The sequence below is a fragment of the Streptomyces sp. OR43 genome (assembly GCF_008042275.1).
Taxonomy (GTDB): Bacteria; Actinomycetota; Actinomycetes; order Streptomycetales; family Streptomycetaceae; genus Streptomyces.
This window is the reverse complement of the sequence record NZ_RDBK01000012.1, coordinates 17439-43932: the sequence shown is the minus strand read 5'-3', so window position 1 is coordinate 43932 and position 26494 is coordinate 17439. Positions and strand designations below refer to the sequence as shown.

Below are 26494 nucleotides of genomic sequence, written 5' to 3'. Positions count from 1 at the left end.
CGGCGAGCGACTCCCCGTACAGCCGGCCGCCGCGGCGCCGGATGCCGGGCTCGACGTAGACGTAGACAGTGACGGAGACGGAGACGGGGGCAGAGGGCTGCTCCTGGTATCGGCGCTGACGGGGAGGGGTGGCGGGTTACTGGTCATGCCCCCACGCTTTCGCGCCGTCGCTCACGGTGACCAGTGGTGACGCGCGGTCGCGATGGGCTTGTACGCGGTGGCGTTCGGCTTGTACGCGGTTGGGGCAGGCCATGGGGCGAGGCGACCGAAGGAGACAAGGCCTTGACAGAGTCGCGGTCACGTGTGAACCGGACGACACGAGCAGTCCGCGCTCCTGGTGCAACTGTCTGCGCGTGCTATCCGCTCCAGCAGTGGCGGCCGGTCGATGGCCGCATGTCGCAAAGGTCATCGACCGGCAGCGAAGCCGGTGCTGCCGAGCTGTCTACGCGGCCAGCGCGGGGAACACGTCCAGCGAGCCGTCTTTGTTGCGGGCGATCTCGATCGCCACCTCCGTTTTGTGGCCGTGGACCACGACGCCGTCACTCAGCTGGTGAATGCGGTGTGCGGTGCGCATCAGGCGATCGACTTCACCGGTGGTGAAGACGGGCCGCAAACCGCTCGGGCGTGCCAGCTCCAGCGCCGACAGGCGTTCCAGGACACCGGCGATGCCCGACTCCAGTGCGTCGAGGCGCTGCTGGTCGCTCTTGAGTGTGCGGGCGAAGTTCCCGAACAAGTTGTCAGGGTCGCTCTGGGCATGCTCGACGGCCTGGAGGACGATGACCCGCTGCTTCAGCGCGATGGCCAGTGCGGCGAGTTCGAGGTGGGCGCGGAACGTGCCGCCGTCGCTATCGATGCCGGGGAACGACTTGGTCAGCGTGGCGATCTCGACGGCCTGGCCGTCGGGAAGCTTGTCGAGCGCGCTCTGCCACTTGTCGAGGCGGCGGCGGGCTTCTTCCAGGGCCTTGCTGATGGCGTGCACCGCCGAGTCCAGTCCCAGCGAGACACCAGGCTTGCCCTGGTCGAGCAGTACGGTGGTGGCCTTGTCGATGGCATCGCGGCAGCCGTCGAGTTCACTGCGCTCGCTATTGAGCTTGTCGTCCTGCAATTGCTCCAGCAGTTCCGTGATGTGCTCGACGGCCTGCTGACGCTTGCGGTCAGCGTTCGCGCTGACTCCCACGGCTACGGCCATGAGCACGAGCGGCGCGGCCACGGTGAGCGCCGCGCTGCCGGCGGCCGCGACTCCTGCTGTCGCACCGGCTCCGCCGACTACGCCCGCTGCTGCCGCTTTTCCGACGGGCATGAACGTCGCTTGGGCAGCGATGCCCGTTGAATTCACGAGCGCACCGTGGAATCCTCCGGCTGCCCCCTTTGCCGCCATCGGACGCACGATGCCCTGCCCGAACTGGGCGGCAACCTTCGCCGGCACCACCATGCGATACAGGCCTTCGCCCGATGCGGTCGCCTTCGCCGCCGCAGAGGAACTTCGCGCTGACTGCGTGATGAGTTGCGACAGGTGCTGTGCCAGGGGACTCGCGGCATCGAGCGGAATGCCCCGGCTGCGGTCGAGCTTGTCGGGCAGCGGATGAACCTCGAGTGTGGCGATCGGCTCGGCGGCCAGGCCGGCCAGCACACTGCGCAGTTCGGTCAAGCGCTCCGCCGTCATCAACTCCTCACCGGCCAGATAGGGCACCGGGGTGTCGCCGGTCCCCAGCGTCCACACCGGAATGATTGCCTCGTGGTCGTCAGTCATCGTCTCCCCATTGTTTTCGGACAACAGCGTACGGCTGACGTCCGACACGGAGAGCATGAACTCCGTCAATACGACCACGGGTTCGGCCTCCTGACGAATCAACGGCCGGTAACGCAAGGGTGCGTCTCACCTGCGTGATCTGGGCCGCCCAGATCAAGGAGCAGCCGAACGAGCACACGCTCCCCCATGAACCCGAATGCGCCCAGCAACCACCTGGCTGGGAGCAACGCCGCTCCGGACCACCGGATGAGACCGCACGCAAGGGTCGCGATTTCTTCACAGGTTGACCACATGTATGATCGCGCGTCACGGGGTGAGTGTTGTCGCTGCTTGCGGTCCTGCCTGCCCGTGGCCCTTCCAGCGCTGACCCAACGGAGGTCGTGTACGTGGGGATCAACATGAGGAAGAACGAGTCGGCTCTCATAAGCGGCGCTGTCGCAGTGAGTGTGCTCACCGTGACGTTGGCGGGTTGTGGCAGTGACGATGCCTCATCTGACGCTGCGCCAAGGGTCAAGCCCAGCGCTACTGCGAGCCCCACGGCTGACTTGTCGAAGCCTGTCAGCCCCTGGCCGGATATCTCTGCCGTGCAGAAGCCGGAGAAGACGGCCAGACGCGAGCCAAAGAAGGTCACGCTGTCGCTTGCGGAGATCGTCGACAATCCCGGCACTTTCGAACGGTTCAAGGAGTTCGTCGCAAAGCACGGGTCCGACGAGCAGAGGAAGGCCGTGCGTCACCTCAAGGGGTGGCGAGGCTACGAACGCAAGGCCTACCCGGTCCTGGAGGCCAGTTCCGACTACGCCACCGTCAACTACGAGGCCATAGATGGTGGTGACGAGGCGGAATCTGACAAGATGATGGGCTTGGAGGCGCAGAGCCAGCACATGGCTGAGGCGTTCGATGCCTGGTGGGAGGTCGACGAGGTGTCAGTCCTCCAGGTCTACGACCGCAGTGGCGAGAATGCTGTTGGCACCGCCTGCATCCGGCCCGACAGCGTGGAGAGCGAAGGGTCCTGCATCTGACCGTTCGGCTGACAACGGGCCGCAAGCGGCGGGCTTGGCATCAGCCGAAGAGCCTGTGCGGGACCGTTGTTGCCCACCTCGGAGCTGACGCGAACGCGCGAGCGCCACTGTCGGGCGGAGTCTTGACCGGCGGCGAGGGCGGCGCTGCGGGGGCAGAGGAAGCTGCCTGAGCTCTTGGACGCGGTGAACGCCTCGTTGAGGTAGTTGTCGGAGGCCGCCGTGTCCCCGCGTCGTCGAAGGTGAGCATCGGGCTGTTGCTGAGCGTGGCGCTCGCGTCGCCGCTGCTGTTGACAGTGGAGCGGTCGACGGCCAGGGCGGCAGGTGGGTCCGCGCTGGCGGTGGCGTCGGTCTAGGCGCTGCCCGCTGCCGTGATCACGCCGTCGACCAGCTGAGAGGCCTGGGGGCCCAGCGCGTTTGCTGCGGTGGGCGCGCGGGCGGTGACCGCGACGACCATGGCGGTGACACACGAGAGCTTCGGTGTGAGCCCCATGTCCACATACCCGTAAGTCGGAAGGGCGTGGCAGCAGCCTCGGTTGACGCCCCCGGGGAGGGCCCCGGCGACCTGGCAGAGCCCCTGCCCCCTGGTTCGAGGCGGCCACTCTTTGGAGGGAGCCACCAGCGAACGCGGTGCAGGCGGGTCTGCAGGTGATTACGGTGCCCGAGTGGGACGAGCCGAGGCGGGCGCTGCGGTGCGCAGGCGCGAGCGTGGGTGAGGAAGTCCTGAGTTGGGGCCGGGCGCGGGGCGCGTATGTACGGACAGGCGGTGGTGACGATGGCGCTGGACGAAGCGGGGACGGAGCCGGGTGCGGAGGCGAGCGGTGGGCCTGAAGCCGGGGGGCGGCCGGAGGGTAAGCCGGAGAACGGAGTAGCGGTCGCGTTCGGGCGGCAGTTGAAGCTGTTGCGCCTGCGGGCGGGGCTGGACCGGACGGAGTTCGGGAAGCGGGTGGGGTATGCGGCGCAGTCGATCGCCTCGTTCGAGCAGGGGCGTCGGATTCCGCAGCCGGAGTTCATTGACAAGGCGGATCCGGTGCTGGATGCCGGGGGGTTGTTGCTGGCGTTGAAGGAGGAGTTGGCGCGGGCTCAGTATCCGGCGTTCTTCCGGGACGCCGCGCGGCTGGAGGCGAAGGCCGTAGGGCTCTGCGTGTATGGCCTGTACGCGATCCCGGGGTTGCTTCAGACGGCGGACTACGCCCGAGCCGGCTTCGAGCTGGAACGTCCCTTGCTTGACGAGGAGGATATCGAGCAGGGCGTCTCAGCTCGACTGGCCAGGCAGGAGATCTACGATCGGCGTCCCGCTCCGTTGCTGAGCTTCATCGTCGACGAGTCTGTGCTCCGTCGGCCGATCGGTGGCTGGCCGACGCTATACGGCCAGCTGGAGCAGATGCTCAGAATCGGGAGCAAACGCAACGCGGAGATTCAGGTCATGCCGCTGGACCGTGAGGACCATGCGGCGCTCGGAGGACCGTTCACACTGATCGACATGGCTCAGGGACAGCGCCTCGCCTACGCTGAAGTACAGGGTGACAGCCGGCTGTACACCAGCCGGGACATGGTCCGCGAACTCGAAGCGCGCTATGGCATCATCCGGTCTCAGGCGCTCACTCCGCGTGAGTCCACGGAGTTCATTGCGAAGCTTCTGGGAGAGAAATGACCGTTCACCACGCTGTGCCGACCGGTCCCGAGTTGGTGTGGCACAAGAGCAGTTACAGCACAGGGAACGGTGGTGAGTGCGTTGAGGTTGCTGCCGCCGTCGCTCGCGTGCACATCCGTGACTCGAAGCAGACCGGCGGTCCCGTGCTGACGGTTGGGCCGGGCGCATGGGCGGGGTTCGTCGGGCTCGTCGCGAGCTGAGCCGCGCCTATGCAGGAGGGCCCCGCCGCGTGCCGAACCGGCAGCGCGGCGGGGCCATCCCGTGCGTACGGGCGACGAACTACTCGTCCAGGCCCTCGTCCCGGCGGATCATCCGCCAGGCCGCCCGGCGGGCGCTGCGGTCCAGGCTGGAGCGGAAGTTCTTGTCGGGGCCGAAGTACTGGCGCCCTATGCCGGCGGTTGCCTCGATGTGATCGGCCATGTTGTCGGCGAAGGCGCGGTCGAAGACCTTGCCGAAGTTCGCCTCGTCGTTGACGACGGCCGCGGCCCGGACCTTCGGGTCGTCGGTCGTCTTCTTGAACGGCTTGCGGACGTCGCCCTCGGTGAACTCCGTGCCGAACTTGGCGTTGAACGCCTCGATCAGTTCCGACAGCAGAGACTTCTCCGGCTCCGCCGCACCGCCCGTGCCGTCGCCGAATCCGGGGAGCGCGGTCGGCCCCTCGGGGGACAGGGAGACGTCGTATTCCCCCGTCTTCTCCACGCGCAGATGGCTGAGGTCGATTTCGCCTATGTCGACGCCGCCGTCCGCACGGCGGGGGAGCCGGTTGAGGAGGTAGCGGCCGTAGAGGTGCAGCCGCTCCAACTCCGCGTCGCGGTACGGGACGATCTGGGCGAGGAAGCCGTACTTCCGCACGTAGTCATTGAGGTTGGCGCGGAACTGCTCGGCCTCGTTTACGTCGTCCTCCTCCTCGCTCTCCAGGAGGGGAGTGAAGCGCGCGACGGCAGGGGAGAGGAGCCGGTACAGCTCGGCGTGCAGCTTCTCCCACTTTGCCTGTGAGCCGGCCGCCTTCTCCTTCGCCGTGAAGTACGCGGCGGCGAACTCGTCCATCTCGGACTCGGAGATGATCGGCGCCGACATGACCCGGCCTTGCGCGGTGTAGAGCAGGTTCGGGTCGGAGGGAAGGGTGTTGGCCTCCTCGAAGTACGGGCGGAACGCTTCCTGGATGTCCTCGGCGGCGTTCACGAAGTCCAGGACCGCCAGGTCCGCCTGCGTCTTGCGGTCGGCCGTGCGATTGAGCCGGGAGAGCGTCTGGACTGCGGAGATTCCGGTCAGGGTCTTGTTGACGTACATGGTGGTGAGGAGCGGCTGGTCGAAGCCGGTCTGGTACTTCTCCGCGACGACCAGGATCTTGTACTCCTGCTGCCCCCGCCCGCCCGCGCCGACGGTCTTGTCGTCGGCCCGGGTGTACGCGAATGCCTTCGGTAGCCCGCTCTCCGCAATGCCGCCGTTCTCCTTCGGCTCGGTCGTCTCGTCCTTGTCACCGTCGATCTTGAGCGAGCCGGAGAACGCCACGAGGACGCCCAGGTCCGGATACTTGGTGTCGTACCCCAGGTCCTTGATGTAGCTCTTGATCGCACGGGCCATCTCCACGGCGGACTCGCGCGAAGCCGTCACCACCATGGACTTGGCGCGACCGCCGAGCCGGCCTCGGGAGTGCGTCACGAAGTGCTCCACGATCACCTGGGCGTGCTGGGTGACGGTGCTCTCGTGCATGAGCGCGTACCGGGCGAGCAGGCTGTTGGCCTTCGAGGGGTCGACCTCGCGCTCGTCGCGGTTCTCGTTCACCAGCTTCCAGTACGTGTTGTACGTGACGTAGTTCCGCAGCGGGTCGAGGATGAACCCTTCCTCGATGGCCTGGCGCATGGAGTACGTATGGAAGGGGCGGTAGGCCGCCACGCCGTCCACGGTGTCCTCTGTGCCGAAAAGTTCGAGCGTCTTGGCCTTCGGGGTGGCGGTGAACGCGAAGTAGGAGAGGTTCGCGGCCTTCGAGCGTTCCGCGGCCTTCTGCTTCAGCTTCTCGTAGACGGTCGCGGTGCTCGCGCCCTGGTCCTCGGAGTCCGCGTCCAGACCGAGGTCCCGAAGTGCAGCCTTCACGGCGGTGGAGGCGTCGCCGGACTGCGAAGAGTGGGCCTCGTCGATGACGATCGCGAAGTTGGTGCCCTTGATCTCCGTCGGATTGCGCTCGATGTAGTCGATGAGCGCGGGGAACGAGTGCAGAGTGACCGTCACGATCTTGCCGGTGTCGCGGGACAGTGCACGGGCGAGCTGCTCGCTCTTCGAGCCGTGCTTCTCGTCGACCTTCACCACGAGGCCCTCGGTCTGCGAGAAGCTGCCGACCGTTTCCCGGAGTTGGGCATCGAGGTTGCGGCGGTCCGTGATGACGATGACCTTGTCGAACACGGGTGAGCCCGGCTTGATCCGGCCGGCCGCGAGCGCTTCCGGGTCGATCGTGCGGGGATCGGTGTCGGCGTGCAGGTCGCTCAGCCGGTGGGCGAGCCAGCCGATGGTGTTCGACTTGCCGGACCCGGCGGAGGCCATGACGAGGTAGTTCTGACCCACGCCGAAGGTCGCGGCGTGGGCGGTCAGCTTCTTGACGACGTCCCACTGGTGGAAGCGCGGGAAGATCGTCGACTTGGTGGTCCCGCCACCGGGGGTCTTGGTCTTCTGCTGGTGCACGTAACGCTGAAGCAGGTCCAGCCAGTTGTCCCGCGCCCACACCTGCTCCCACAGGTAGGACGTGGCGTAGGTGCCGTACGCGGTCGGGTCCGGGTTTCCGGCGCCACCGGGCAGGCCGGCGCCGTTGGAGCCGGTGTTGAAGGGGAGGAAGCGGGTGTTCTTGCCTCGGAGCTGGGTGGCGACGAAGACGAGATCCGGGTCCACGGCGAAGTTGGCGATGACCCGGCGGGTGAAGATCAGCTCGGTGGGGTCGCGGTCGGCACGGTACTGCTCCTTGGCGTGCTCGACGCCCTGCCGGGTGAGCGGGTTCTTCAACTCGGCGGTGGCGACCGGGATGCCGTTCAGGAACAGGGTCAGGTCGAGCCGGTTGTTCCAGTCCGCCTGCTTGGTGGCGTAGGCGAGTTCGCGTACGACGGTGAGGCGGTTGGCGCGGTAGCCGTCGAGGACGGAGTCGTCGGCGACGAGATTCGGCTTGAAGTAGGCCACGCGGAGGCGGACGCCCCGGTCCTTGACGCCGTTGCGGAGGACCTTGAGGAGGCCGTCTTCGCTGATGGCTTTGTCGAGGCGCTGGGCGAAGCCGCGCTGGGCGGCGTTGACGTCGTTGCCGTAGACGGCGAGGAGCTCGTTCCACTCATGGATCTGGCTCTCGCCGAGGAAGGTGAACAACTCGTTGGTGTCGAGGCCGAGGTCGGCCTGATAGTCCTCGGGCTGCGCGTCGCGCCAGCCGCGCTCGATCATGGCCGCGACAATCGCGTCGCCGAAGGCGGATTCGCTGTGGATTGGGCTCATGCCGTGACTCCGTCCGTTACGCTGCGGCCGCTGGCGGCGGAGACGTCGAACTGGCCGGTTACGGCGGCAGTGATGAGGGCTTGGCGGCGCTCCGCGAGTAGAGAGCGCTGACGGTTTAGCAGTTGGCGCACCTTCAAGTCTCGATCTTGTGCGCGATTGAGTTGCGCCACAATGCTCCGTTGGACATCAGGTTTGGGGAACGGGAACCGCTGGGGCCTCAATTGCTCCCGTGTCAGGTGCGTCATCGTGCTTGTGTTGCCCTGCACTTGGAAAACCTTCATCTGCTCGGCCACGACGAGGCAGTAGTAGAGCCAGCGTGGAACCTCGACGCTGCGGGAGCGGATTCGATGCAAAGCCTTCTGGTAGTAGATTTCGTCAATTTCTCCGTTCCAGATAGCTGCTCGGCCTGGCCAACTCCCTCCCTCGTTTACGAGAAGATCACCCGCCTTGAGGCGGAATCGCACTCGTTCCTCTGTCGGGAAATCCATCATTGCTAGATCGCTGGTGTCGATTCGATCCCACTGAACATTCGCTACGCGAAGGTAGGGGCGCAGTTGGTCTCCCTGTGCGCGCTCTTGGTTGAGCATCTTTCCTAGCTCGACCTCGAAATAGTGGGAGACGGCAGCAACTCTCCAGGTTGTTGGGATGGAACCGAGCCAGGTGAGGCCGCTGCTTTTTCGCTCACCAGTGATTTTTGCTCCGCGAACTGCGTCGTAAGTCCGGCTGAATTTCGCTTCGTCATGAAGATCGATCTGCCGGGAGCGGAGTTGCAGGAGACGATCGATACGGGCAGTTTCGATGTCGAGGAATTCGGCGATGCGGCGCTGTTCCTTGAGGGGAGGTTGCCAGATATCGATCTTCTTTAGGTCTTCTTGTGTGAGCTTGTCCCGCGTCGACCCTGTGAGGTAATTCGAGTAGTCAACGCAGTTGAGTGCGTAAGCGAGAAACCGTCCATCGGCACCTGTTGTGCGTAGGGCATGGATATGATTGTTGATCCAGGTTGGCCCCTCTACGTGGTAGGCAACGCCTTTTCCTGGGATGAAAAAGGGAGATCCGTCTTCCTTGAGGAGGATCAATGGCTCGTTGAAGATTGCCTTATCGACAAAATCTACTACGCCGCCAGCTCCCCAGTACGGGACGCTTCCCCTCATAGCTGCTCGCTGCTCGCTGTTCAGTGGGACTCGTCGGCCGTCCAGACATGTAACGAGGCGTCGCAACGGTACCGTTGGCCAGGTCATTCTGTAACCTCTTCCAGCAGCGCCTGAATCTCCGCCTCAAGCGCCTTCAACTCCGCATCGATCTCCGCCAACGGCCGCGGCGGCTCGTACACATAGAAGTGCCGCGTGAACGGGATCTCGTACCCCACCTTCGTCTTCGCATGGTCAATCCACGCATCCGGAACGTGCGGGTGCACCTCCCGCGTCAGGTACTCCTCCACGTCCTCGCCCAGCGGCACGTTCTCGTAGTCCCGCAGCTCCGCGTCCGGCTCCGAGGCCCCGCCCTTGAGGAGCTGCACCTCCCCCTCCGGATCCCGCACCCCCACCGCATCCCGCAACGCCTTAGCGAACGGCGCCCCCGTCGGCCCCGGCACGCCGGCCTCCGCCATCGCGCTCCGCACCGCCACCTGCGCCTCGGACTTGGTCGCCCACTCCGAGCCCAGCAGCGGTCTCAACGCATCCCCGAGCACCGCCGCCTCAGCATCGGCCAGCTTCCGGAACTGGGCATCCTCGTCCTCCGTCAGCTTCCGCCGGGCCTTCGCCTTCGCAGCGAGCTCCGGCTCACGGGGCAGGAAGCGCTCCTCCGCCCACTTCTGGACCGGCTTCGACGCGAGCAGCGCGGCCAGGGTCTCCTCCGTCAGCTCGAACCGCAGCTTCAGCGGCCGCTCCACCGTGATCCGCTGGTAGCCGAACGCCGTGTTGTCGAAGACCTTCACCTTGGCGTGCAGCGGGTGTTCCGTGTCCGCCGCCGCAGCCACCGCGTCCGCGTACAGGCGGGTGATGTCGCCGATGTGGTTCGGCTTGTTGCCCGTGCCGTCGCCGAGTTCCTTGCGCTTGTCGCCCAGCGACTTCCGCATCTTCACCCACTGGTCGCGCGCGTCCAGCAACACGACCTTGCCCTTGTGCTGGGGGTCCTTGCGGTTCGTCAGGATCCAGAAGTACGTCGAGATGCCCGTGTTGTAGAAGAGCTGGTCGGGCAGGGCGACGATCGCCTCCAGCCAGTCGTTCTCCAGGATCCAGCGGCGGATCTCCGACTCTCCGGAGCCGGCCGCGCCCGTGAAGAGCGGGGAGCCGTTGAAGACGATCGCGATGCGCGAGCCGCCCCCGCCCTTCACGTCTACCGGCTTCATCTTCGAGATCATGTGCTGGAGGAAAAGCAGCGAGCCGTCGTTGATGCGGGGCAGGCCCGCGCCGAAGCGGCCGGATTCGCCGAGGGTCCTGTGCTCGTACTCGACGTCCTCCTTGACCTTCTTCCACTCCACGCCGAACGGCGGGTTGGCCAGCAGGTAGTCGAACGTCTCCCGCTTGTGGCCGTCGTCCGAGAAGGAGTTGCCGAAGGCGATGTTCTCCGGGTCCTGCCCCTTGATCATCAGGTCGGACCGGCAGATCGCCCAGGACTCCGGGTTGAGCTCCTGGCCGTACACCTCGACCGTGGCGTCCCGGTTGTACGACTTGATGTGCTCCTCGGCCGCGCTGAGCATGCCGCCCGTGCCGCAGGCCGGGTCCAGGACCGTGCGGACGACACCGGGCAGGCTGAGTGCGTCGCCGTCCGGGGCGATCAGCAGGCTGACCATCAGCTTGATGACTTCGCGCGGGGTGAAGTGCTCACCCGCGGTCTCGTTTGACTGCTCGGAGAAGCGGCGGATCAGCTCCTCGAAGATGTAGCCCATGTTGTGGTTGGAGACGACCTCCGGGCGCAGGTCGAGATCGGTGAACTTGCCGATGACCTGGTAGAGGAGGTTCGCGCTGTCCAGCTTGCGGATCTGCTGGGCGAACTCGTACTTCTCCAGCACCTCACGCGCGTTGGGGGAGAAAGCGCCCACGTACACCTGGAGGTTCGCGGCAGCGTTGCCCGCGTCGCCGACGATCGACTTCAGGGTCAGGCTGCTCGTGTTGTAGAAGGAGTGGCCCGATGCCCGGGGCAGGAAGTAGTCCGGGTCGAGCTGCTCCTCCTTGCACCGGACGACCTCCGCCGCGACCTTCTCCCGCGTCGGCTCCAGTACGCACTCCAGGCGGCGCAGCACGATGAACGGAAGGATGACCTTTCCGTAGTCGGACTGCTTGTAATCGCCGCGCAGAAGGTCGGCGACGGACCAGGCGTGGTTCGCCAGCTCCGTGTGCTTGCTGCTGTTCAAGGGGTTCCCCGGTTCCATATCGACCCCGCTCTGCCGGAGCGGGTATGGGCAAGTGTGGTGGTTACGTGAAAAGCGTGGTGCCGGTTCAGGCCGATTCGGTGCCCGATGGATTGGCGTCCGCGGCCGGCGGTGGTGACGGGATCAGGCCGCCCCCGGTGAGGCCGCCCGCCAGCAGCCGGGCCGTTTCGTCGGCCAGCTCCGTGGCGCGTGCCGCCTCCGCGCGCAAGGTGTGCACGCGGCGGAAGGCCTCGCCGTAGCGTCTCTGCTCCTCCAGCGGCAGCAGGGGGACGCGTAGGCGACCCGGGCTGACGTGCAGGATGGTGCTGCCCGTCGACGCGGCGGCGATGTTCTCCGCCGAGCCCAGGAAGCCCGCGAGGAACCACGGGTCGAGCCGGGCCGGGTCCGGGCGGAAGAGGTGCACCTGGGGGCCGAGCAGGGCTCCCGCGTCAGCCACGTCCGTCACCCGGGCCATCGCACCGTTGCCGCCCGCCACTGCCCGTACGACGACGTCGCCCGGCGCGATCACCGGTGCCGTGTCCGTACGCAGGCTGCCCGGAGCACCCGACGGAGCCGCACCCCGGGCGATGTCCGGGCCGGTGAGCACGGGCAGCGTGGCCGTCGACGCGTCGCCCGCCGAGTCCCGCGACTCCGGCGCCGTGCGCAGCAGTGTGAGCGCGCCGCCCCGTGCGAGGTCCGCCGCGGTGGCCGTGCGCCACTCGCGGGGTGTCGGGCCGGCCGCGCTCCAGTCGGTGTAGCGCGCCGCCTTGCCGAGCGACGCGGCCCCGGCGACGAGTCGGCGGCGTACCTCCTCCGTCTCGCGGACCAGGTCCACCGGGGCGATGTCCGTGCGGGAAGCGCGGACATGTCGGGCGGGCGTGAGGTCGACGACGTCGTCCAGGAGGTCCACCACCGGCACCGCACGCGCCGTACCGGGCTCGTCCGTGAACGTGTCCGGGGCCTCGGTGAACGCCGACCACTGGCCCAGGGCCGTCTCCGTCAGCACGGGCCAGTCCAGCGCGGCACGGGCGCCCCGCGCGCCGGTCGCCGCCGATGCCGCCGGGGACCGGTCGCCCGCGCCCCCCGCCTCCGTCGTGTCGACGAACAGGACCGACTTCCGCTCCGGACCCGCCGGTTCGGGGCGCTGCAGCACCCAGATCTGCAGCCCCACGTGCAGGGGTGCCGCAGCGCCCGGGGGCAGGGCGATGACCGTGCGAACGGCTCCGCTGCGTACAAGATCCATGCGTACGCGGCGGCCCGAGGCGCGCGACGCGGTGGCGGGTGGCAGGAGCATTACGGCGTGGCCGCCTGGCACAAGGTGGGCCAGCGCGTGCTGGACCCAGGCGAGCTCGGACTCGGCACGGGGCGGGACGCCGTACGCCCAGCGCGAGTCGTACGCCAGCTCGTCGTGGCCCCAGTCGCGGTCACCGTACGGCGGGTTGCACAGGACGGCGTCGACGGTGAGGTCGGTGAAGGCGTCGGAGCGGAGGCTGTCGCCGACGCGCACCGTGACGTCCGCATCGGGCGCGGCCAGCAGCAGGCTCACCGCGCTGCGCTGGGCCTGCACCGGAACGGTGTCCTGCCCGAACAACGCACCCGCGCCCCGTCGGGCCACCGCAGCAAGCAGCGCCCCGCTTCCGCACGCCGGGTCGAGCACCCGCTCGCACGGGCCCGGAACCAGCCGGGCCATCAGGTCCGCGAGGGGGGCGGGGGTGCGGTAGGTGCCGCCGACCGAGCTGTCCTCCAGCTCCCGCTCCGCCAATACGGCCAGGGCTGCTTCACCGGTCGCGTCGTCGTCCACACAGCGCAGCAGTGCACGCAGCACGTCGATGTCCTCCCCGGCGAAGCGGACGGCCTCCGCTCCGGGGACAAGGTCGGAGACATCGGCCGACGCCCCCTCCGCGCGGACGATCAGGCTCGGGTCGGACAGGCCGGCGAGCGCGGTGCGCTCCTCGGGCGTGCACCGGGCGGCGGCCAGCACCAGAGGGAGCAGGCTGCCCGTCAGGCTGCCGCTCCGCTGATGCAGACGCAGCGTGGTGCGCAGTTCCTCCGCCGGATCGGCCGTCGTCGCGTGGCCGCGGGCGCCGAGCCAGGCCTTTACCTCCACGAGGTCGTACAAGGGGCTGGACTCCGTGCCCCCCGACGGGGCCGGGAAGTCGTCGTGCCTGCGGCGCCAGTTGCTGACGGTGGCGCGCGTGACTCCTGCGATGCGTGAGATCTCGGCGGCGGTCACCTGGGCGGATGGCTGTGGCATGGCGCGAGTCCTGAACCTCTCGGTAGTGAACAGCTCACAACCTACACCACCAGTCAAACTGATGATGTTGATTGACAATGCTTTCACGTTCCTGCTTCTCTTGGATTGCTTCCGAGCGCAAGTGCTCGGCAGACAGTCGTCGAACCCGTGGGGGAAGCATCGCCATGCCCATCACCATGCCGACCGCAGTCATCGAGGGAACCCAGCTCACCGTCATGCCCTTCCGGGCCGACGCGGTGATCGGGACCATGTCCGTACCGACGCTCGTCCAGCTCGTTCCGTCACCCCGCCGTGAGGAGGACACGAAGACGCTGAAGGCGGCCTCGGGGGCCGTGCGGCGTCACGCCGAACTGCGGGCGCTGGTGCAGCGGGCGCTGAAGTCCACGCAGAAGGGGAAGAACGTCGGCTCCTACGCCGAGTACATCGCCGACGGTGTCAACGGCGAACTCGGCTCCGGCTGGTCGACCCCGCCGATCACCTTCTGGCACGCCGGTCCGCTTGCCGCGCTCAGTGACGAACTCCTGCCGGGGACCGGATTGCGGACGCTGACCATCGCGCCCGGCACGTCGGTCGTCGCGATCGACGGCGAGACGCAGACGACCGCGTGGCACGAGCTGTACGACGACCCTGAGCGGTTCGGTCTCACGTACGCCGAACTCGCCCAGGTGCGCGTGCCGTTCGAGCTGTACGTGGACCTGAGCGTCGCCGACGCGCGGCAGATCTTCTACGACCGCAACGTACAGGGCGTCGCCGTCGCGAAGAACCTGGCCATGTCCATGGACCAGCGCGACTTCGCCACCCGCCTCGCGCACCGCGTCGCCGAGGCCGTCAAGGTGGACATCGACGGCCGGCTCGTACCGTTCACCAAGTTCGTCAACGCCACCAAGCGGCAGGTAGGGAAGGCCGAGCCCGAGGTCGTCACGCTTTCCGCGATGCGGGCCCTGGTCATCACGGCGGTCTACGGCAAGGGCGGGCTCTCCCGGTCGGCGGAGACCGTTCACGAGGACGAGTTGCCCGCAGCGGCGACAGCCGAGCAGGTGGAGCAGTACGTCGTCCCGGCCCTGGCCCGCCTGATCGCCGAGCACGCCGAGCACTTCCTCTCCCGCAGCGCCCTCACCGCACCCGCTGTACTGGCCGGCCTCGGGATCGCCGTGCACCACACCACCCCGTGGGCCGACCCCTCGAACGCCATGGGCGCGAACGAACTGGACCGGCTCCTCGCCGGTATCCGCTGGGCGCGCGAGGCCCGCTACTGGGACGGCGTCGCCGCGAAGGCCGGCGCGTCCGGGCGCCTCAACTTCAGCGGCGGCGTGAAGGACTCCGGAGGCCGCGTCGCGGACGCGCTCCTGTACCCGGGCACCGAGGCGGGCCGCCGTATCCGGGGGCAGTGACCCTGCCCGTTTCGAGCTTCTTCCTGTCCGCTCCCCGCGAGGCAGCGCACCCCGCATGACCACGACCCGCGCGACCACCCACCAGCAAACGGAGCACACCATGAACAGTCCCGACTTCCAGGGCCCCGGCCCGTACCAGGCACCGGGCCCCACCAGGTTCCGCACTACACCGCAGCCGTTCCGCCGGCGCTCCCGCCCCGCAAGCCCTCGCCGGCCAAGGCGTGGCTGACCCACGGGGCGGCCGCCTTCGCGGCGCTGTTCATCGGTGTGGGTATGGGCGCGAGTGGCGGCGCGGACACGGAGCCGGGGGACGCGAAGGCGGGCGGGACGGCGAAGCCGGGGCCGACCGTGACCGTGACCGGGGCGGCCAAGGCCCGTCCTGCGCCGACCGTCACCAAGACCGTGACGGCGAAGCCCGAGCCCCCGAAGAAGACCGAGGCCTCCGGACCGGCCACGAGCTTCAGCGGTGACGGCGAGTACCTGGTAGGGGAGGACATCGCGGCAGGGACGTACAAGACGGCAGGGTCCGACGGGTCCTTCGGCTGCTACTGGGAGCGGGCCAAGGACGCGAGCGGGGAGTTCGGGTCCATCATCGCCAACAACAACCTCGAAGGCCCCGGCCGGGTGACGCTCAACAAGGGGGAGTACTTCAAGACGAACCGGTGCGCGGAGTGGAAGCGGGCTGGCTGAGCGGTCGTGGCTCCGGCCTGCCACGACCCCGGCCGGACGCCGCCATCCGTCAGCGGGCCGCGCGGGTCTCCACCTTGAACATGGCGAACTCCTGGCCGTCCTCGAACTCCAGGTATCCCGGCTGGTCGTCCGGCACCATCAGCACCGTGGTCGCCTTCACGAACTCACCCGGTCGCGGGTCCGGTTCGTTCAGGAAGTTCTCGTCGGCCACGCCCAGTCCCGCGCAGGCGCTGTTGGTGAACGGTTCGATGTTCTTCGTTTCCCCGTCCTCGCCGGTCCACCGTGCATGCGTCAGCGGGGAGGTGTCGAACTCCGCGCCGCCCGTGTTCTGCACCTTCATCTCCAGGCACACGAATGTCATCCCCGGATCGGCCACCTCCGGGTCCAGGCCGGCGTCACTCGGCAAGCTGTCGGCCTGTTTCAGCTCCGTCAGGGTCACCTCGGCCGAGCTCGCGGGGATGTCGAGCACGTCGTTCGGCGAGATCGCCACAGGGAGGGTCCTGTCCTCCTTGAGAACCCGCACATGGTCGTCCGACGGGGCCGCTGTGGTACGGGCTGCGGCGGCGCTCGCCTGTACCGCTCCGTTCCGCATGTGCGCCGCGTCCCCAGCGGTGCCGCAGGCCGCCAGCATGCCGACGGCGGCGGTGGCACCGACCGCCGCGAGGAGCCCCCGGGCCGGTGTGCCATGCAGTCTTCGAGCCATGGTGACCGGCTCCTTCCGGCAGTTGTTCCTCGTCTCAGCTTGCGCCCAGGGAGAGTGGACCGCAGGTCGGCGGCGAAGGGCGTTGTGGCGAGTGGGGGGGGGGCTGGCCCGCCCCCACTCGGCTAGTCACCGTCCCGAAGCCACCACCGGATAGTGATCCGAGAGGTTCGTGTACGTGTAGTCCGTGCCCCAGCTGGACACGGTCCAGGGCGCGCTGTTCTCCTTGACCACCTCGTTCGTCCAGCCCGTCGGCTTCGCATGGCCCGCACGATGCAGCACGTAGTCGAGGTCCTCGCGCGGGTCGTCGGGGTAGCGGTCGGCGGCGATCGAGTTGTCCTGTGTGTCGAAGGAGTACGGATGCCCGGTCCGGGCGTCCGCCCCGGTCAGCCCGGCGTTCGCCAGCAGTGACGCGTATTCGGGGGAGTGGGAGTCGACGTTGAGGTCGCCGGCCACGATGACCTGCTCGGACGCCGGGATGTTCTTCGCGTCGAGGAACGCGTCGATCTGCCGGAACTGCCGGCCCCGGACCTCCGCGGCCTCGCCCGCGCCGCATCCCGGATCCGTGGACTGGGTGTGGGTGCCGACGATGTGTACCCGGGTGCCGTTCACGTTCAGTTGGGCATAGGCGAAGCCTTTGTTGGACCACCAGTCGCTGCCGCAGGCGTCCTTGTAGATGTGCTGTTCCCGCCGGACGATCGGCCACTTGCTGAGGACGGTGACGCCGCCGTCCTCGGGCGTCGCCGCGGAGTAGGACCCGCTGGTGGCGTCCCATCCGCTCCTGCTCCGGCCGACCACCGGGGTGTGGAACGGGTACTGGGCCGAGGCGTCGGCGGTCAGTGCGTCCGACGAGGCGTTGTCGAAGGCCTCCTGGAGCACGACCACGTCATTGCCACGGAAGAACCCGGTCTTCGTGATCTCCGCCGTCCGGTGGGCCTGACCCCAGTTCGGGTAGAGGCTCGTGCTCATCAGGAACGCGTTGTACGTGAGCACCCGCAGGGACGGAGTGCCGGTGGCGGCCGACGCGTGCGGGGCGCCGGCGGTCAGGGCGACGGCGGCGAGCGCGGCGGACAGGGTCACACCGGAGATACGGCGAAGCGCGGAGTGGGGCACCTGGACTCCTGTTTCTGCTCTGGCAGTTGGGGGGCGGTGAGGTCTTGTCACATGAAAGCAGGGTGAGTTACCCGTGGGTAGACTCCAGGTGCCGAGATCCCTTCCTGCTGCCGTCCATCGGGTGCCTGTGGTCGTGCTCCCCGTTCGCCCCGACCCGGGCCCACTGCATCACCTGCAGATGCGGATGGTCGAACGACTCCGGGCAGACGTACATCTGCAACGTGTAGCCGCGGCCGATCGAGACCTTGGTGGGTCCATGGGGGAGCGGATGCGCCCGGCTCGGACACGCCGCCGCTTGCCGGGTGCGTCAGCGCCTCGTCGCGTACACGATCAGGTTGTCGACGGGATGCCCCTGGGCGTCGAACGCGCCGTCACAGGTGACCAGGCGCAGGGCCCGGTCGTCGGTCGGGCCGTAGACCCGGTTGGTCGGGAACGCGGTCTTGCTCGCCGTCTCGCGGCCGGTGACCTCGAAGTGGACTTCGGCGCCCTTCGCGTCCCGGACGGTGATGTCCGCCCCCTTGGTGATCTTCTTCAGGTCGTGGAAGACGGCCCGGCCGAAGCGGGTGTCGTTGTGGCCGATCAGTACGGCGGGTCCCTGCGCGCCGGGCACCGGGCCGCCGGTGTACCAGCCGACCGTCATGCCCTTCTCGGCGGGCGGGACTTCGACCGTGCCGTCGGTGTTGAGGCCGAGGCGCATGATGTCGCTGTCCACCCCGAGGGAGGGGATGGAGACATGAACAGGCGCCTGGGCAGCGGGCGTTGCCGGGGCCCGCGGCGTGGCCGAGGCTTCGGCGTCGGAGGTGACGGACGTGGTGGTTGTCGGTGCGGCGGCGGCCGGAGACTTCGACGGTGAGGCGTCGGAGCAGCCTGTCAGCGCGGTGAGTGCGGTCAGTGCGGTCAGTGCGGTCAGCACCAGACAGGCGCGGGCCAGGGACGGGGTGGTACGGGGCATGGGGGTGGGCCTGTCCATCCTCGTGACGGTGTTCGGTACGGCCAGCCGCAACGAGGCCACCGACCAGGTACCGAAGTTCCTGGCGGACGCGACACCGGCCGAGCTGGCACAGTTCCGCAGGACCGGCCAGCTGCCGGGACAGTGGGGCGACCAGGTGCTGGCGTCCGGAGTCTCCCAGGCGTTCGTCGTCGCCGCCGTCTTCGCTGTCGTCGCCGCGCAGGCGTTCCAGGTCCGAGGGGCGTACCTGGATGACGATCAGGGCGATCAGTGCGGCGACGACAGCGAAGACGGCGGCGACGACGAACGCCTGGGAGACTCCGGACGCCAGCACCTGGTCGCCCCACTGTCCCGGCAGCTGGCCGGTCCTGCGGAACTGTGCCAGCTCGGCCGGTGTCGCGTCCGCCAGGAACTTCGGTACCTGGTCGGTGGCCTCGTTGCGGCTGGCCGTACCGAACACCGTCACGAGGATGGACAGGCCCAGCGATCCGCCCACCTGTTGCGTGGTGTTGAGGATCCCCGAGGCCGCACCGGCGTCCTTCGGCTCCACCCCGGAGACGGCCATCAGGGTCAGCGACACGAACTGCAGGCCCATGCCGAGTCCGAACACCAGCACCGGTCCCAGGAGACTGCCGACGTACGAGCTGTGGACATCGGTCTGTGTCAGCCAGCCCAGGCCCGCGGCGGCCAGGAGCGCACCGGTCACCATGAAGGGTTTGGGCCCCCATTTGGGCAGCAACTGGGAGGCGATACCGGCACCGACGGCGATGATGGCGCTGACCGGCAGGAAGGCGAGCCCTGCCTTCAGGGGGCTGAAGTCCAGGATGTTCTGTACGAACAGGGTGAGGAAGAAGAACATGCCGAACATCGCCGCGGCGAGGCTCAGCATCATCCCGTACGTGCCGGCGCGATTGCGGTCGCGGAACATCCACAGGGGTGTGATGGGCTGCCGGGACCGGCTCTCGATCGCGATGAACAGGGCCAGCAGCACGACCGCCGCCGCGAACGCCGACAGGGTGAGGGTGTCGCTCCACCCCTCTTCGGACGCCCGGATGAAGCCGTAGACCAGGCACACCATGCCCACCGTCGCCGTGAGCGCGCCAAAGAGGTCGAAGTGCCCGGGATGGCGTTCGGACTCCCGGATGTAGCGGGGTGTGGCGAGCACGATCAGCAGACCGATGGGGATGTTGACGAAGAAGATCCACCGCCAGTCCAGCCACTCCACGAGCACCCCGCCCGCCAGCAGTCCGATGGCGCTGCCGCCCGCCGAAACGGCCGCGAACACGCCGAACGCCCTGTTACGGGCCGGGCCCTCCCGGAAGGTCGTGGTGATGAGCGACAACGCGGTAGGCGAGGCGATCGCACCGCCGACGCCCTGGAGGGAGCGTGCGGCGAGCAGTTGCCACGATTCCTGGGAGAGACCGCCGAGCAGGGAGGCGAAGACGAAGAGGGCGACGCCGAACATGAAGACTCTGCGGCGCCCGAGAATGTCACCGAGGCGCCCGCCCAGCAGAAGCAGCCCGCCGAACGTGAGCGTGTAGGCGTTGATGACCCAGGAGAGGTTCTCGGTGGAGAACCCCAGCGAGGTCTGGATGTGCGGGAGAGCGATGTTCACGATGGTGATGTCGAGGACCACCATCAGCTGGCACGAGCAGATGACGAGAAGGGCGATCCCGCTGCCGCGCCCCTTCTCCGGGGATTCGGCAGCCTGCCGGGGTGTCGCGTGGGAGCCCGTCATCGGATTGCTTGTCACTCGAGTCATCGGTGCACTCGAACCATCAGTGAACGCGGTCGTTCACTCCCCCGACGTTAGCTCTGCCCGTCGTCCGCCGCCATTCGGGCGCCCTCTCACTCGAACGCCGCAGCCGCCTCCTCCAGCGCGGAGGCCACGGCCTCCGGGGAATCGGGCCCCGGCGGCCCGGGACGGTAGGTCACCGACCGCAGCCGCCCCCGGAAGCGGAAGGAGCGGTGGCGCTCGAACAGCGGCAAGGAGACCGGAGACTTGCGGTCGATCCCGACGCTGATGCCCTGTGGGAGACCAGGACGCCTTCCCCCGCCTCGTCGATCGCGACGGTGATCTCGAAGGAACGCAGCGCGACCAGCCGGGAGGACCGGTAGCGCTCCAGTTCCGGAGTGCCGGGCAGCAGGGTCAGCCGACGGGCGAGCCGCTGTTCGGCCGGGTTGCGGCGGGCGAGCGCTCCGCTGAGGTCCGGCAGCGGGAAGACGCCGTTGCGCCGGGCGGCCACCTCCCAGGCAGCCGGCAGTTCCTTGACGAGGGCGGGGCGCTCGGCGGCCAGGTCGCGGATCTCGGTCGGGTCGGTCCGGATGTCGTACAGCGCCCACTCGGAGTCGTCGTAGGGCGTGCCGGGCCGGTGAAGGGTGACGAGCTTGTGGCCGTCGCGGTAGTAGTTGCGGTTGCCGGTCATCTCGCAGTACTGCTCGGGGTGGGTGGAGGCGTGTTCCGCGTCGGCGAGCACGGGGGCGAAACTGACGCCGTCCGGTTCCTGGAGCGTGACACCCCGCCGTGCGGCGGGCCGCTCCAGCCCGGCCAGCCCCAGGAGGGTGGGGGCGAGGTCGGTGACGTACTGGTACCGCGTGCGCAGGCCCGGGGCCGAGGTGCGGGCCAGGCCGGTTCGGAGTCGGCGAAGGTACGGCCGATCCGGCCGGGGAACTGTTCGTAGGGGTCGCGCCGGATGCTGGTGGTCATCGGCTGATGGCTCCGTCGTGGTCTGTGGGGGAGAGTGGGAAGAGGCGGGCCAGTTCGTCGGCGAGAGCGGCGAGTTCGAAGTGCCCGGGATGCCCGGCGAAGGCCGCGATCTGAAGGAGCGAGCCGGCGCCGCGGACGGTCAGCAGCTCGGTGTCGAGCAGGCCGGGGACGATGCGGCGGATGGCCTCGGCGGCGGCGGGTTCGGCCAGCAGCTGCGCCAGCGGGGTACGGAGGTTGAGTGCTCCCTCGGTGAACTCGTCGGACCGGGCGGCCGGTTCACGTGCTGCTTCGGCACGCTCGCGCTGGGCGGCGACCAGGAGATGTGTCTCGGTGACCTCGGCCGGGTCGCTCGGAACACCGAGCCGTTCGTACTGCTCGGCGGGCGCATCGCTCGCCCGGAGCCGCTCCACCAGCAGCCGCACCATGCGCAGTTCGACCGCGTCGTCGACGAGGGGCTTCTCCTGCCGCGGGTCGGTGCCGAGGTCGAACAGGAGGGTGCCGAACCGCTGCGGCCCGAGCAGAGGGGAAGGGTTGGCGGCGATCCTGAGGGTGGGTACGCCCTTGGTGAAGGCGAACGGTTCGGCCAGGGTCAGGTCCGAGAGTTCCGCCGGGGTGAAGCGGCCGCGGATGCGGGTCGGCATCAAGGTGTGTTCGTACAACGGCCGGTTGGTGTCGTCATGGCAGGCCCGCATGTAGACGTACCGGCCGTCGGTGACGTTCACATGGCCGCCGAACATGCCGAAGAGCGCCGATTCCCGGGGCTGCTGTGCCGTCGCGGTGTCGCGCAGGGGGCGCCCCTGCATGTCCGGGGTCCGGTCGGCTCCGAAGAAGTCGAGGAGGGTCGGGGCGAGGTCGATCGTCTGGACGAGCGCGTCGTCACGGCTGCCGGCGCGGTCCGGGCTGCGCGGGTCGTGCACGAACAGCGGGGTGTGGACGAGTTCGTTGTACCAGGGGGTGACGACCTTCGCCCACCAGCCCTTCTCCCCCAGCAGGTAACCGTGGTCGGTGCAGACGATGAGCATCGTGTCGTCCCACAGGCCGTGCTCGTCCATCGCGTCGAGGACCCGGCCGAGCGAGTGGTCGCACATGGAGAGCAGCGCCGCGTACTCGTAACGGGCGTGGTTCTCCTGGTCCTTCGTCTCGGTGACGCGGTTGTAGTCGGGCCAGTCGAAGTGCGGCCCGTCGTAGTCGTGCGGGTACAGGTCCTTGTAGTGGTCCTGGGTGAAGAAGGGTTCGTGCGGGTCGAAGGTCTCGATCTGGACGAACCAGTCGTCCTCGGTGTGGTTGGTCCGCAGGAATTCCAGGCCGGCGTCGAAGGTGAGGGTCTGGGGCTGCTTGGCCTCGGTGTCCAGGTACGGACGGTTGACCCAGTCCTGGCGCCACAGGTCATTGCGGGTGGTGCGCAGGTCCTCGGGGATCTCGGGCTCCGCGACCTGCCCCTTCCACGGGTCGCCCTCCTGGCCGCGGAAGAACTCCCAGGAGTTGTAGCGGCCGTGGTAGGTGGCGCCGCCGTCCTCCCAGTAGTGCTGGTGGTCGCTGACGAGGTGGGTGTAGACACCGTGGTGCTTCAGCATTTCCGGCATCGAGTCGTCGAACGGCTCCAGCGGCCCCCAGCCCCGGTGCAGGAAGTTGTGGCGCCCCGTGTGCAGTTCGCGCCGGGCCGGCATGCATGGCATGGAGCCCGCGTAGCAGGTGTCGTAGGTGACCGTACGCGCGGCGAGGCGGCGGAAGTTCGGCGCGTGGATCCAGTCGGCGCCGTACGGCGGCAGCAGATGCCGGTTGAGGCTGTCGAACATCACCATGACGGCTTTCACTGCCTGGTTCGTCCTTCTGGAAGGTCGCGGGCGCAGCGGAAGCCGCCGTGACCGGTCGAGGAGTCGGGGGTGTTGTGGGAGCGGGCGGCGACGCGGTACCGGTTGCAGTACGAGGCGTGGCACAGGTAGGAGCCGCCTCGGATGACGCGTTCGCCGGCCCCGTAGGTGTCGGCGCACCACTCCCAGACGTTGCCCGAGGTGTTGTGGAGGCCGTATCCGTTGGGTGCGTAGGCAGTGACGGGCACCGTGCCCGTGCGGCCGCCGGGCCGGTCGGAGCGGTGCGGGAACGAGCCGCGCCAGATGTTGCACATCTCGCGTCCGGCAGGGGCGAGTTCGTCGCCCCACGGGTAGCGGGCGCCGTCGATGCCTCCGCGGGCCGCGTACTCCCATTCGGTTTCGGTGGGCAGTCGCAGCCCGGCCCAGTCGCAGTAGGCCAGGGCGTCGTCGTGGGACATGTGGACGACGGGGTGGTCCGGCCGGTCCGTGATGCCGGAGCCGGGCCCCTCGGGCGCGTTCCAGGACGCTCCCTCGACGCCGAGCCACCACGGTGCGCCCGGCACCCGGCCGATGACGTGGCGCCCTGCGGCCGGGGCGAGGAGGAGGTGGAACACGTAGGAGCTGCCGTAGCGTTCGGCGTCCGTGCGGTAGCCGGTGGTTTCCGCGAAGAGGGCCCAGTCGGCGTTGCTGACGGCGGTGGTGTCGATGGCGAACGGGGCCACGGTCACCTCACGCACCGGCCCCTCCCGGTCGGCGAGGTAGCCCTCCCCGAAGGCGTCGCCCATCCGGAAGACGCCGCCGGGCAGTTCGGCCATGGCCCGGCGGGCGGCGGCCCGTGACGGGGCCGTACGGGGTACGGAGGGCAGCGGGATGACGTCCGTACATGGGCGGCCCGGGGCGCAGCACGCGCTCACGCGAGTGCTCCCGTCTTCTGTGTCCGTACGCTCCGGGCAGCCGGCGGTACGGGTTCGGGAGCGGCGGCGAGCAGGGCGCGGGTGTACGGGTCGCGGGGGTGCTCGCAGATCTCGTCGGCGCTGCCGGTCTCCACGATCCGGCCCCGGTGCATGACCGCGATGCGGTGGCTGACCTGTCGCACGACGGCGAGGTCGTGGGCGATGAAGACCAGGGCCAGGCCCAGGTCACGCTGGAGGTCGGTGAGCAGGGAAACGATCTGGGCCTGGACGGAGACGTCGAGCGCGGAGACGGGCTCGTCGCAGATGAGGACGGAGGGTTCGGGGGCCAGTGCCCGGGCGATGCCGATGCGCTGGCGCTGACCGCCGGAGAAGGAGCGCGGATGCCGGTCGGCGACGGCCGGGTCCAGCCCTGCCCGGCGCAGCAGTTCGGCCACCCGCGCGTCGCGTTCGTCCCGGTCGCCGAGGCCGAAGGCGATCAGGGGTTCGGCGACGATCTCGCCGACCGMCATCCGGGGATTGAGCGAGGCGTACGGGTCCTGGAACACCATCTGGATCTGGCGGCGCACCGTGTGCAGGGCGCGCCTGGAGGGCCGGGTGATGTCCTCGCCGCGCAGCCGGACGGTGCCTTCGTCCGAGGTGTGGGCGTGCGCCAGCACCCGGGCCAGGGTGGATTTCCCGGAGCCCGACTCGCCGACGACGCCGAGGGTCTCCCCCGCCGCCAGGGTCAGCGACACGCCGTCGAGCGCGGGGACCGCGTGCCGCCGGGTGCCGCGCGACCTGTACGTCTTGCGCAGTCCCTCGGCCTCCAGGACGACGGCTCCGGGTGCCGGCCGGTCGATGCGGGTGGGCGGGGCGGTGGAGGGCAGGGGCTCGGTGCGCCCGGCGGCGGGCAGGCAGGCGACGTGCACCCCGTCCGCGGTGCGGCTGAGCGGCGGTACGGCCGTACGGCAGCGGTCCTCCACGAGCGCGCAGCGGGCGGCGAAGGCGCAGCCGTCACCGAGGAGGGTGAGGTCGGGTGGACTGCCGGGGATACCGGTGAGCCGGGTGCCGGACGGGGTGGAGAGACGGGGCACGGCGGCGAGGAGGCCCGCGGTGTACGGATGGCGGGGGCGGGTGAGCACTTCGGCGGTGGGCCCGTCCTCGACGACCGTGCCGCCGTACATCACCAGGACGCGTTCGCAGGCGCGGGCGACGACGCCCATGTTGTGCGTGATGAGGACCAGGGCGGTGCCGGTCTCCCGGTTGAGGTCGGCGAGCAGGGTGAGGATCTGGTCCTGGACGGTGGCGTCCAGTGCGGTGGTCGGTTCGTCGGCGAGCAGGATGTCGGGTTCACCGGCGAGGGCCATGGCGATGAGGATGCGCTGGCGCTGGCCGCCGGAGAACTGGTGCGGGTGGTCGTCGGCGCGCCGGTGCGGTTCCGGGATGCCGACCCGGTCCAGGAGCTCGACGGCGCGGGCTCGGCGGGACGCCTTGTCGCGGTCGCCGTGGGCGCGGAGGACCTCTTCGATGTGGCGGCCGGCCGTCAGGACCGGGTTCAGGGCCGTCATCGGGTCCTGGAAGATCATGCCGATGCGGGCGCCGCGCACCGCGCGCAGTTCCTGCTCGGTGGCGGCGGCCAGGTCCTGGCCGTCCAGTCGGACCGTGCCGGTGGTGATGCGGCCGGTGCCGGGCAGCATCCGGTTCAGGGCGAGTGCGGTGGTCGACTTGCCGGAGCCGGACTCGCCGACGACGGCCAGGGTCTCGCCCCGGTTCAGGGTGAACGAGACGCCGCGGACGGCGCGCAGCGCCGAGCCGTCGGGGGTGGTGAACTCGACGCCGAGGTCGCGGACCTGCAGCAGCTCCTGGGCGGTCATCGGCGTATCTCCCGGTTGAGCGCCTCGGCGATGAGCGAGAGTCCGAGGACGAGCGCGGTCACGGTGATCAGGGGTCCTGCGGCGAAGTTCGGGGCCTGGGCGAGATAGGGCATGGACTGGCTGAGTACGGCCCCGAGGGTGGGTTCCGGCGGCCGTACGCCGACCCCCAGGAAGCTCATCGCGCCTTCGATGAACACGGCGACGGTCAGCGAGACGGCGATCTGGACGATGAGCGGGTCGGCGGCGTTGGGCAGGATGTGCCGGACGAGCACCCGACGTCCCGAACTGCCGCCGACCCGGGCGGCGGTGACGTACTCCCGTTCCCGCTGCACGAGGATCCCGCCACGCAGCAGCCGCCCGAACGCGGGGATCTCGGCGAGTGCGATGACGAGAACAACGGGGACGCGCCCGGGGCCCAGGATCGCGGTGACGGCGAGCGCCAGGATCAGGCCCGGGAAGGCGAGGAGGAGGTCGAAGACGCGTTGGACGACGGTGTCGGCCACCGGGTGCGCGGCGGCGAGGAGGGCGAACAGGCAGCCCAGTACGGCGCCCAGGGGGACGGCGATCGCGATGATGCCGAGGTCGGCGCGGATGCCGTAGAGGACTCGGCTGAGCAGGTCACGGCCGAGGTCGTCGGTGCCCAGCGGGTGGCCCGGGGTGCCGAGGGCGGCGAGGCTCTGGCCGCTCTGGTCGGTGGGGCCGTGCCCGGCGAGGAGCGGTGCGAGCAGCCCGGCGAGGACCACGGCGCCGACGAGGACGAGACCCGTGCGGGCGCGGGCGGTGGACAGGGCGCCGCGGTAGGGGTGGCGGACCCGGCCGCGGGCCTTGGAGGCGGCCGGCGGCGGGCCTGCGGCGAAGAGGTCGGTCGTCGAGGTCAT

At 69.0% G+C, this 26494-nt stretch carries 18 protein-coding genes and 2 pseudogenes; 5 read left to right on the top strand and 15 right to left on the bottom strand.

Going from position 1 to position 26494, the window contains the following annotated elements; genetic code table 11:
* Positions 1-442 precede the first annotated feature (442 nt).
* Complete coding sequence (locus tag EAO72_RS08390) at positions 443-1750, bottom strand: hypothetical protein (protein ID WP_148016613.1); 1308 nt, start codon at positions 1748-1750, stop codon at positions 443-445.
* A 386-nt stretch (positions 1751-2136) separates the two neighbouring features.
* On the opposite strand from EAO72_RS08390, the gene EAO72_RS08385 reads away from it, so the two are divergent.
* Complete coding sequence (locus EAO72_RS08385) at positions 2137-2769, top strand: hypothetical protein (protein ID WP_148016608.1); 633 nt, start codon at positions 2137-2139, stop codon at positions 2767-2769.
* A gap of 349 nt (positions 2770-3118) precedes the next feature.
* On the opposite strand, the gene EAO72_RS41830 is transcribed toward EAO72_RS08385, so the two are convergent.
* The gene (locus tag EAO72_RS41830; RefSeq protein ID WP_187284969.1) at positions 3119-3259 is read right to left on the bottom strand and encodes a hypothetical protein; all 141 of its coding nucleotides are present in this window, start codon (positions 3257-3259) and stop codon (positions 3119-3121) included.
* Between the two features lie 258 nt (positions 3260-3517).
* Between EAO72_RS41830 and EAO72_RS08375 the strand changes: the two genes are divergently transcribed.
* Together EAO72_RS08375 and EAO72_RS08370 are read left to right on the top strand one after the other, a co-directional pair.
* Positions 3518-4420 carry a helix-turn-helix domain-containing protein gene (locus tag EAO72_RS08375; RefSeq protein WP_148016607.1) on the top strand — a complete coding sequence of 301 codons (903 nt, stop codon included), beginning with the start codon at positions 3518-3520 and terminating at the stop codon, positions 4418-4420.
* Complete coding sequence (locus tag EAO72_RS08370; RefSeq protein WP_148016606.1) at positions 4417-4620, top strand: DUF397 domain-containing protein; 204 nt, start codon at positions 4417-4419, stop codon at positions 4618-4620. The genes EAO72_RS08375 and EAO72_RS08370 overlap by 4 nt, the downstream gene beginning before the upstream one ends.
* A 79-nt stretch (positions 4621-4699) precedes the next feature.
* Here EAO72_RS08370 and EAO72_RS08365 read toward each other — a convergent pair whose 3' ends face one another.
* From EAO72_RS08365 to EAO72_RS08350, 4 genes are all read right to left on the bottom strand, one after another.
* Complete coding sequence (locus tag EAO72_RS08365; RefSeq protein ID WP_148016605.1) at positions 4700-7885, bottom strand: type I restriction endonuclease subunit R; 3186 nt, start codon at positions 7883-7885, stop codon at positions 4700-4702.
* Entirely contained in the window at positions 7882-9123 is a 1242-nt protein-coding gene (locus EAO72_RS08360; protein ID WP_148016604.1) for a restriction endonuclease subunit S, read from the bottom strand. Before EAO72_RS08360 ends, EAO72_RS08365 begins: the two co-directional genes overlap by 4 nt.
* Positions 9120-11237 carry a type I restriction-modification system subunit M gene (locus EAO72_RS08355; RefSeq protein WP_148016603.1) on the bottom strand — a complete coding sequence of 706 codons (2118 nt, stop codon included), beginning with the start codon at positions 11235-11237 and terminating at the stop codon, positions 9120-9122. Before EAO72_RS08355 ends, EAO72_RS08360 begins: the two co-directional genes overlap by 4 nt.
* An 85-nt stretch (positions 11238-11322) precedes the next feature.
* Entirely contained in the window at positions 11323-13488 is a 2166-nt protein-coding gene (locus EAO72_RS08350; RefSeq protein ID WP_187284968.1) for an N-6 DNA methylase, read from the bottom strand.
* A gap of 164 nt (positions 13489-13652) precedes the next feature.
* Between EAO72_RS08350 and EAO72_RS08345 the strand changes: the two genes are divergently transcribed.
* The gene (locus EAO72_RS08345) at positions 13653-14879 is read left to right on the top strand and encodes a DNA sulfur modification protein DndB (protein WP_148016602.1); all 1227 of its coding nucleotides are present in this window, start codon (positions 13653-13655) and stop codon (positions 14877-14879) included.
* Between the two features lie 273 nt (positions 14880-15152).
* The gene (locus EAO72_RS08340) at positions 15153-15569 is read left to right on the top strand and encodes a hypothetical protein (protein ID WP_261991369.1); all 417 of its coding nucleotides are present in this window, start codon (positions 15153-15155) and stop codon (positions 15567-15569) included.
* A gap of 49 nt (positions 15570-15618) precedes the next feature.
* Here EAO72_RS08340 and EAO72_RS08335 read toward each other — a convergent pair whose 3' ends face one another.
* From EAO72_RS08335 to EAO72_RS08290, 9 genes and pseudogenes are all read right to left on the bottom strand, one after another.
* Positions 15619-16272 (bottom strand): hypothetical protein, encoded by a 654-nt coding sequence (locus tag EAO72_RS08335; protein ID WP_148016600.1) that lies wholly within the window; start codon positions 16270-16272, stop codon positions 15619-15621.
* 126 nt (positions 16273-16398) lie between these two features.
* Positions 16399-17382, bottom strand: coding sequence for a sphingomyelin phosphodiesterase (gene sph, locus EAO72_RS08330; RefSeq protein WP_148016599.1), 984 nt, complete (start codon positions 17380-17382; stop codon positions 16399-16401).
* Between the two features lie 307 nt (positions 17383-17689).
* Positions 17690-18334, bottom strand: coding sequence for a class F sortase (locus EAO72_RS08325; RefSeq protein ID WP_148016598.1), 645 nt, complete (start codon positions 18332-18334; stop codon positions 17690-17692).
* Positions 18335-18545: 211 nt separating this feature from the next.
* Positions 18546-20069 (bottom strand): annotated as a pseudogene (locus EAO72_RS08315) (MFS transporter); the annotation flags it as partial.
* 110 nt (positions 20070-20179) lie between these two features.
* Positions 20180-20943 (bottom strand): annotated as a pseudogene (locus tag EAO72_RS08310) (arylsulfatase); the annotation flags it as partial.
* A 91-nt stretch (positions 20944-21034) separates the two neighbouring features.
* Positions 21035-22852, bottom strand: coding sequence for a sulfatase (locus EAO72_RS08305; protein ID WP_148016597.1), 1818 nt, complete (start codon positions 22850-22852; stop codon positions 21035-21037).
* The gene (locus tag EAO72_RS08300) at positions 22849-23763 is read right to left on the bottom strand and encodes a formylglycine-generating enzyme family protein (RefSeq protein ID WP_410090140.1); all 915 of its coding nucleotides are present in this window, start codon (positions 23761-23763) and stop codon (positions 22849-22851) included. The genes EAO72_RS08305 and EAO72_RS08300 overlap by 4 nt, the downstream gene beginning before the upstream one ends.
* Positions 23760-25616 (bottom strand): ABC transporter ATP-binding protein, encoded by a 1857-nt coding sequence (locus tag EAO72_RS08295; RefSeq protein ID WP_148016596.1) that lies wholly within the window; start codon positions 25614-25616, stop codon positions 23760-23762. Before EAO72_RS08295 ends, EAO72_RS08300 begins: the two co-directional genes overlap by 4 nt.
* Positions 25613-26494: an ABC transporter permease gene (locus EAO72_RS08290; protein WP_148016595.1), complete on the bottom strand. Its 882-nt coding sequence runs from the start codon at positions 26492-26494 to the stop codon at positions 25613-25615. The genes EAO72_RS08295 and EAO72_RS08290 overlap by 4 nt, the downstream gene beginning before the upstream one ends.

Bases quoted from the DNA above. Each gene is read 5' to 3' on its own strand.
- EAO72_RS08360 (WP_148016604.1), bottom strand. From the start codon at position 9,123: ATGACCTGGCCAACGGTACCGTTGCGACGCCTCGTTACATGTCTGGAC.
- EAO72_RS08390 (WP_148016613.1), bottom strand. From the start codon at position 1,750: ATGACTGACGACCACGAGGCAATCATTCCGGTGTGGACGCTGGGGACC.
- EAO72_RS41830 (WP_187284969.1), bottom strand. From the start codon at position 3,259: ATGGGGCTCACACCGAAGCTCTCGTGTGTCACCGCCATGGTCGTCGCG.
- EAO72_RS08370 (WP_148016606.1), top strand. From the start codon at position 4,417: ATGACCGTTCACCACGCTGTGCCGACCGGTCCCGAGTTGGTGTGGCAC.
- EAO72_RS08375 (WP_148016607.1), top strand. From the start codon at position 3,518: ATGTACGGACAGGCGGTGGTGACGATGGCGCTGGACGAAGCGGGGACG.
- EAO72_RS08345 (WP_148016602.1), top strand. From the start codon at position 13,653: ATGCCCATCACCATGCCGACCGCAGTCATCGAGGGAACCCAGCTCACC.
- EAO72_RS08340 (WP_261991369.1), top strand. From the start codon at position 15,153: ATGGGCGCGAGTGGCGGCGCGGACACGGAGCCGGGGGACGCGAAGGCG.
- EAO72_RS08365 (WP_148016605.1), bottom strand. From the start codon at position 7,885: ATGAGCCCAATCCACAGCGAATCCGCCTTCGGCGACGCGATTGTCGCG.
- EAO72_RS08350 (WP_187284968.1), bottom strand. From the start codon at position 13,488: ATGCCACAGCCATCCGCCCAGGTGACCGCCGCCGAGATCTCACGCATC.
- EAO72_RS08335 (WP_148016600.1), bottom strand. From the start codon at position 16,272: ATGGCTCGAAGACTGCATGGCACACCGGCCCGGGGGCTCCTCGCGGCG.
- EAO72_RS08325 (WP_148016598.1), bottom strand. From the start codon at position 18,334: ATGCCCCGTACCACCCCGTCCCTGGCCCGCGCCTGTCTGGTGCTGACC.
- EAO72_RS08290 (WP_148016595.1), bottom strand. From the start codon at position 26,494: ATGACCTCGACGACCGACCTCTTCGCCGCAGGCCCGCCGCCGGCCGCC.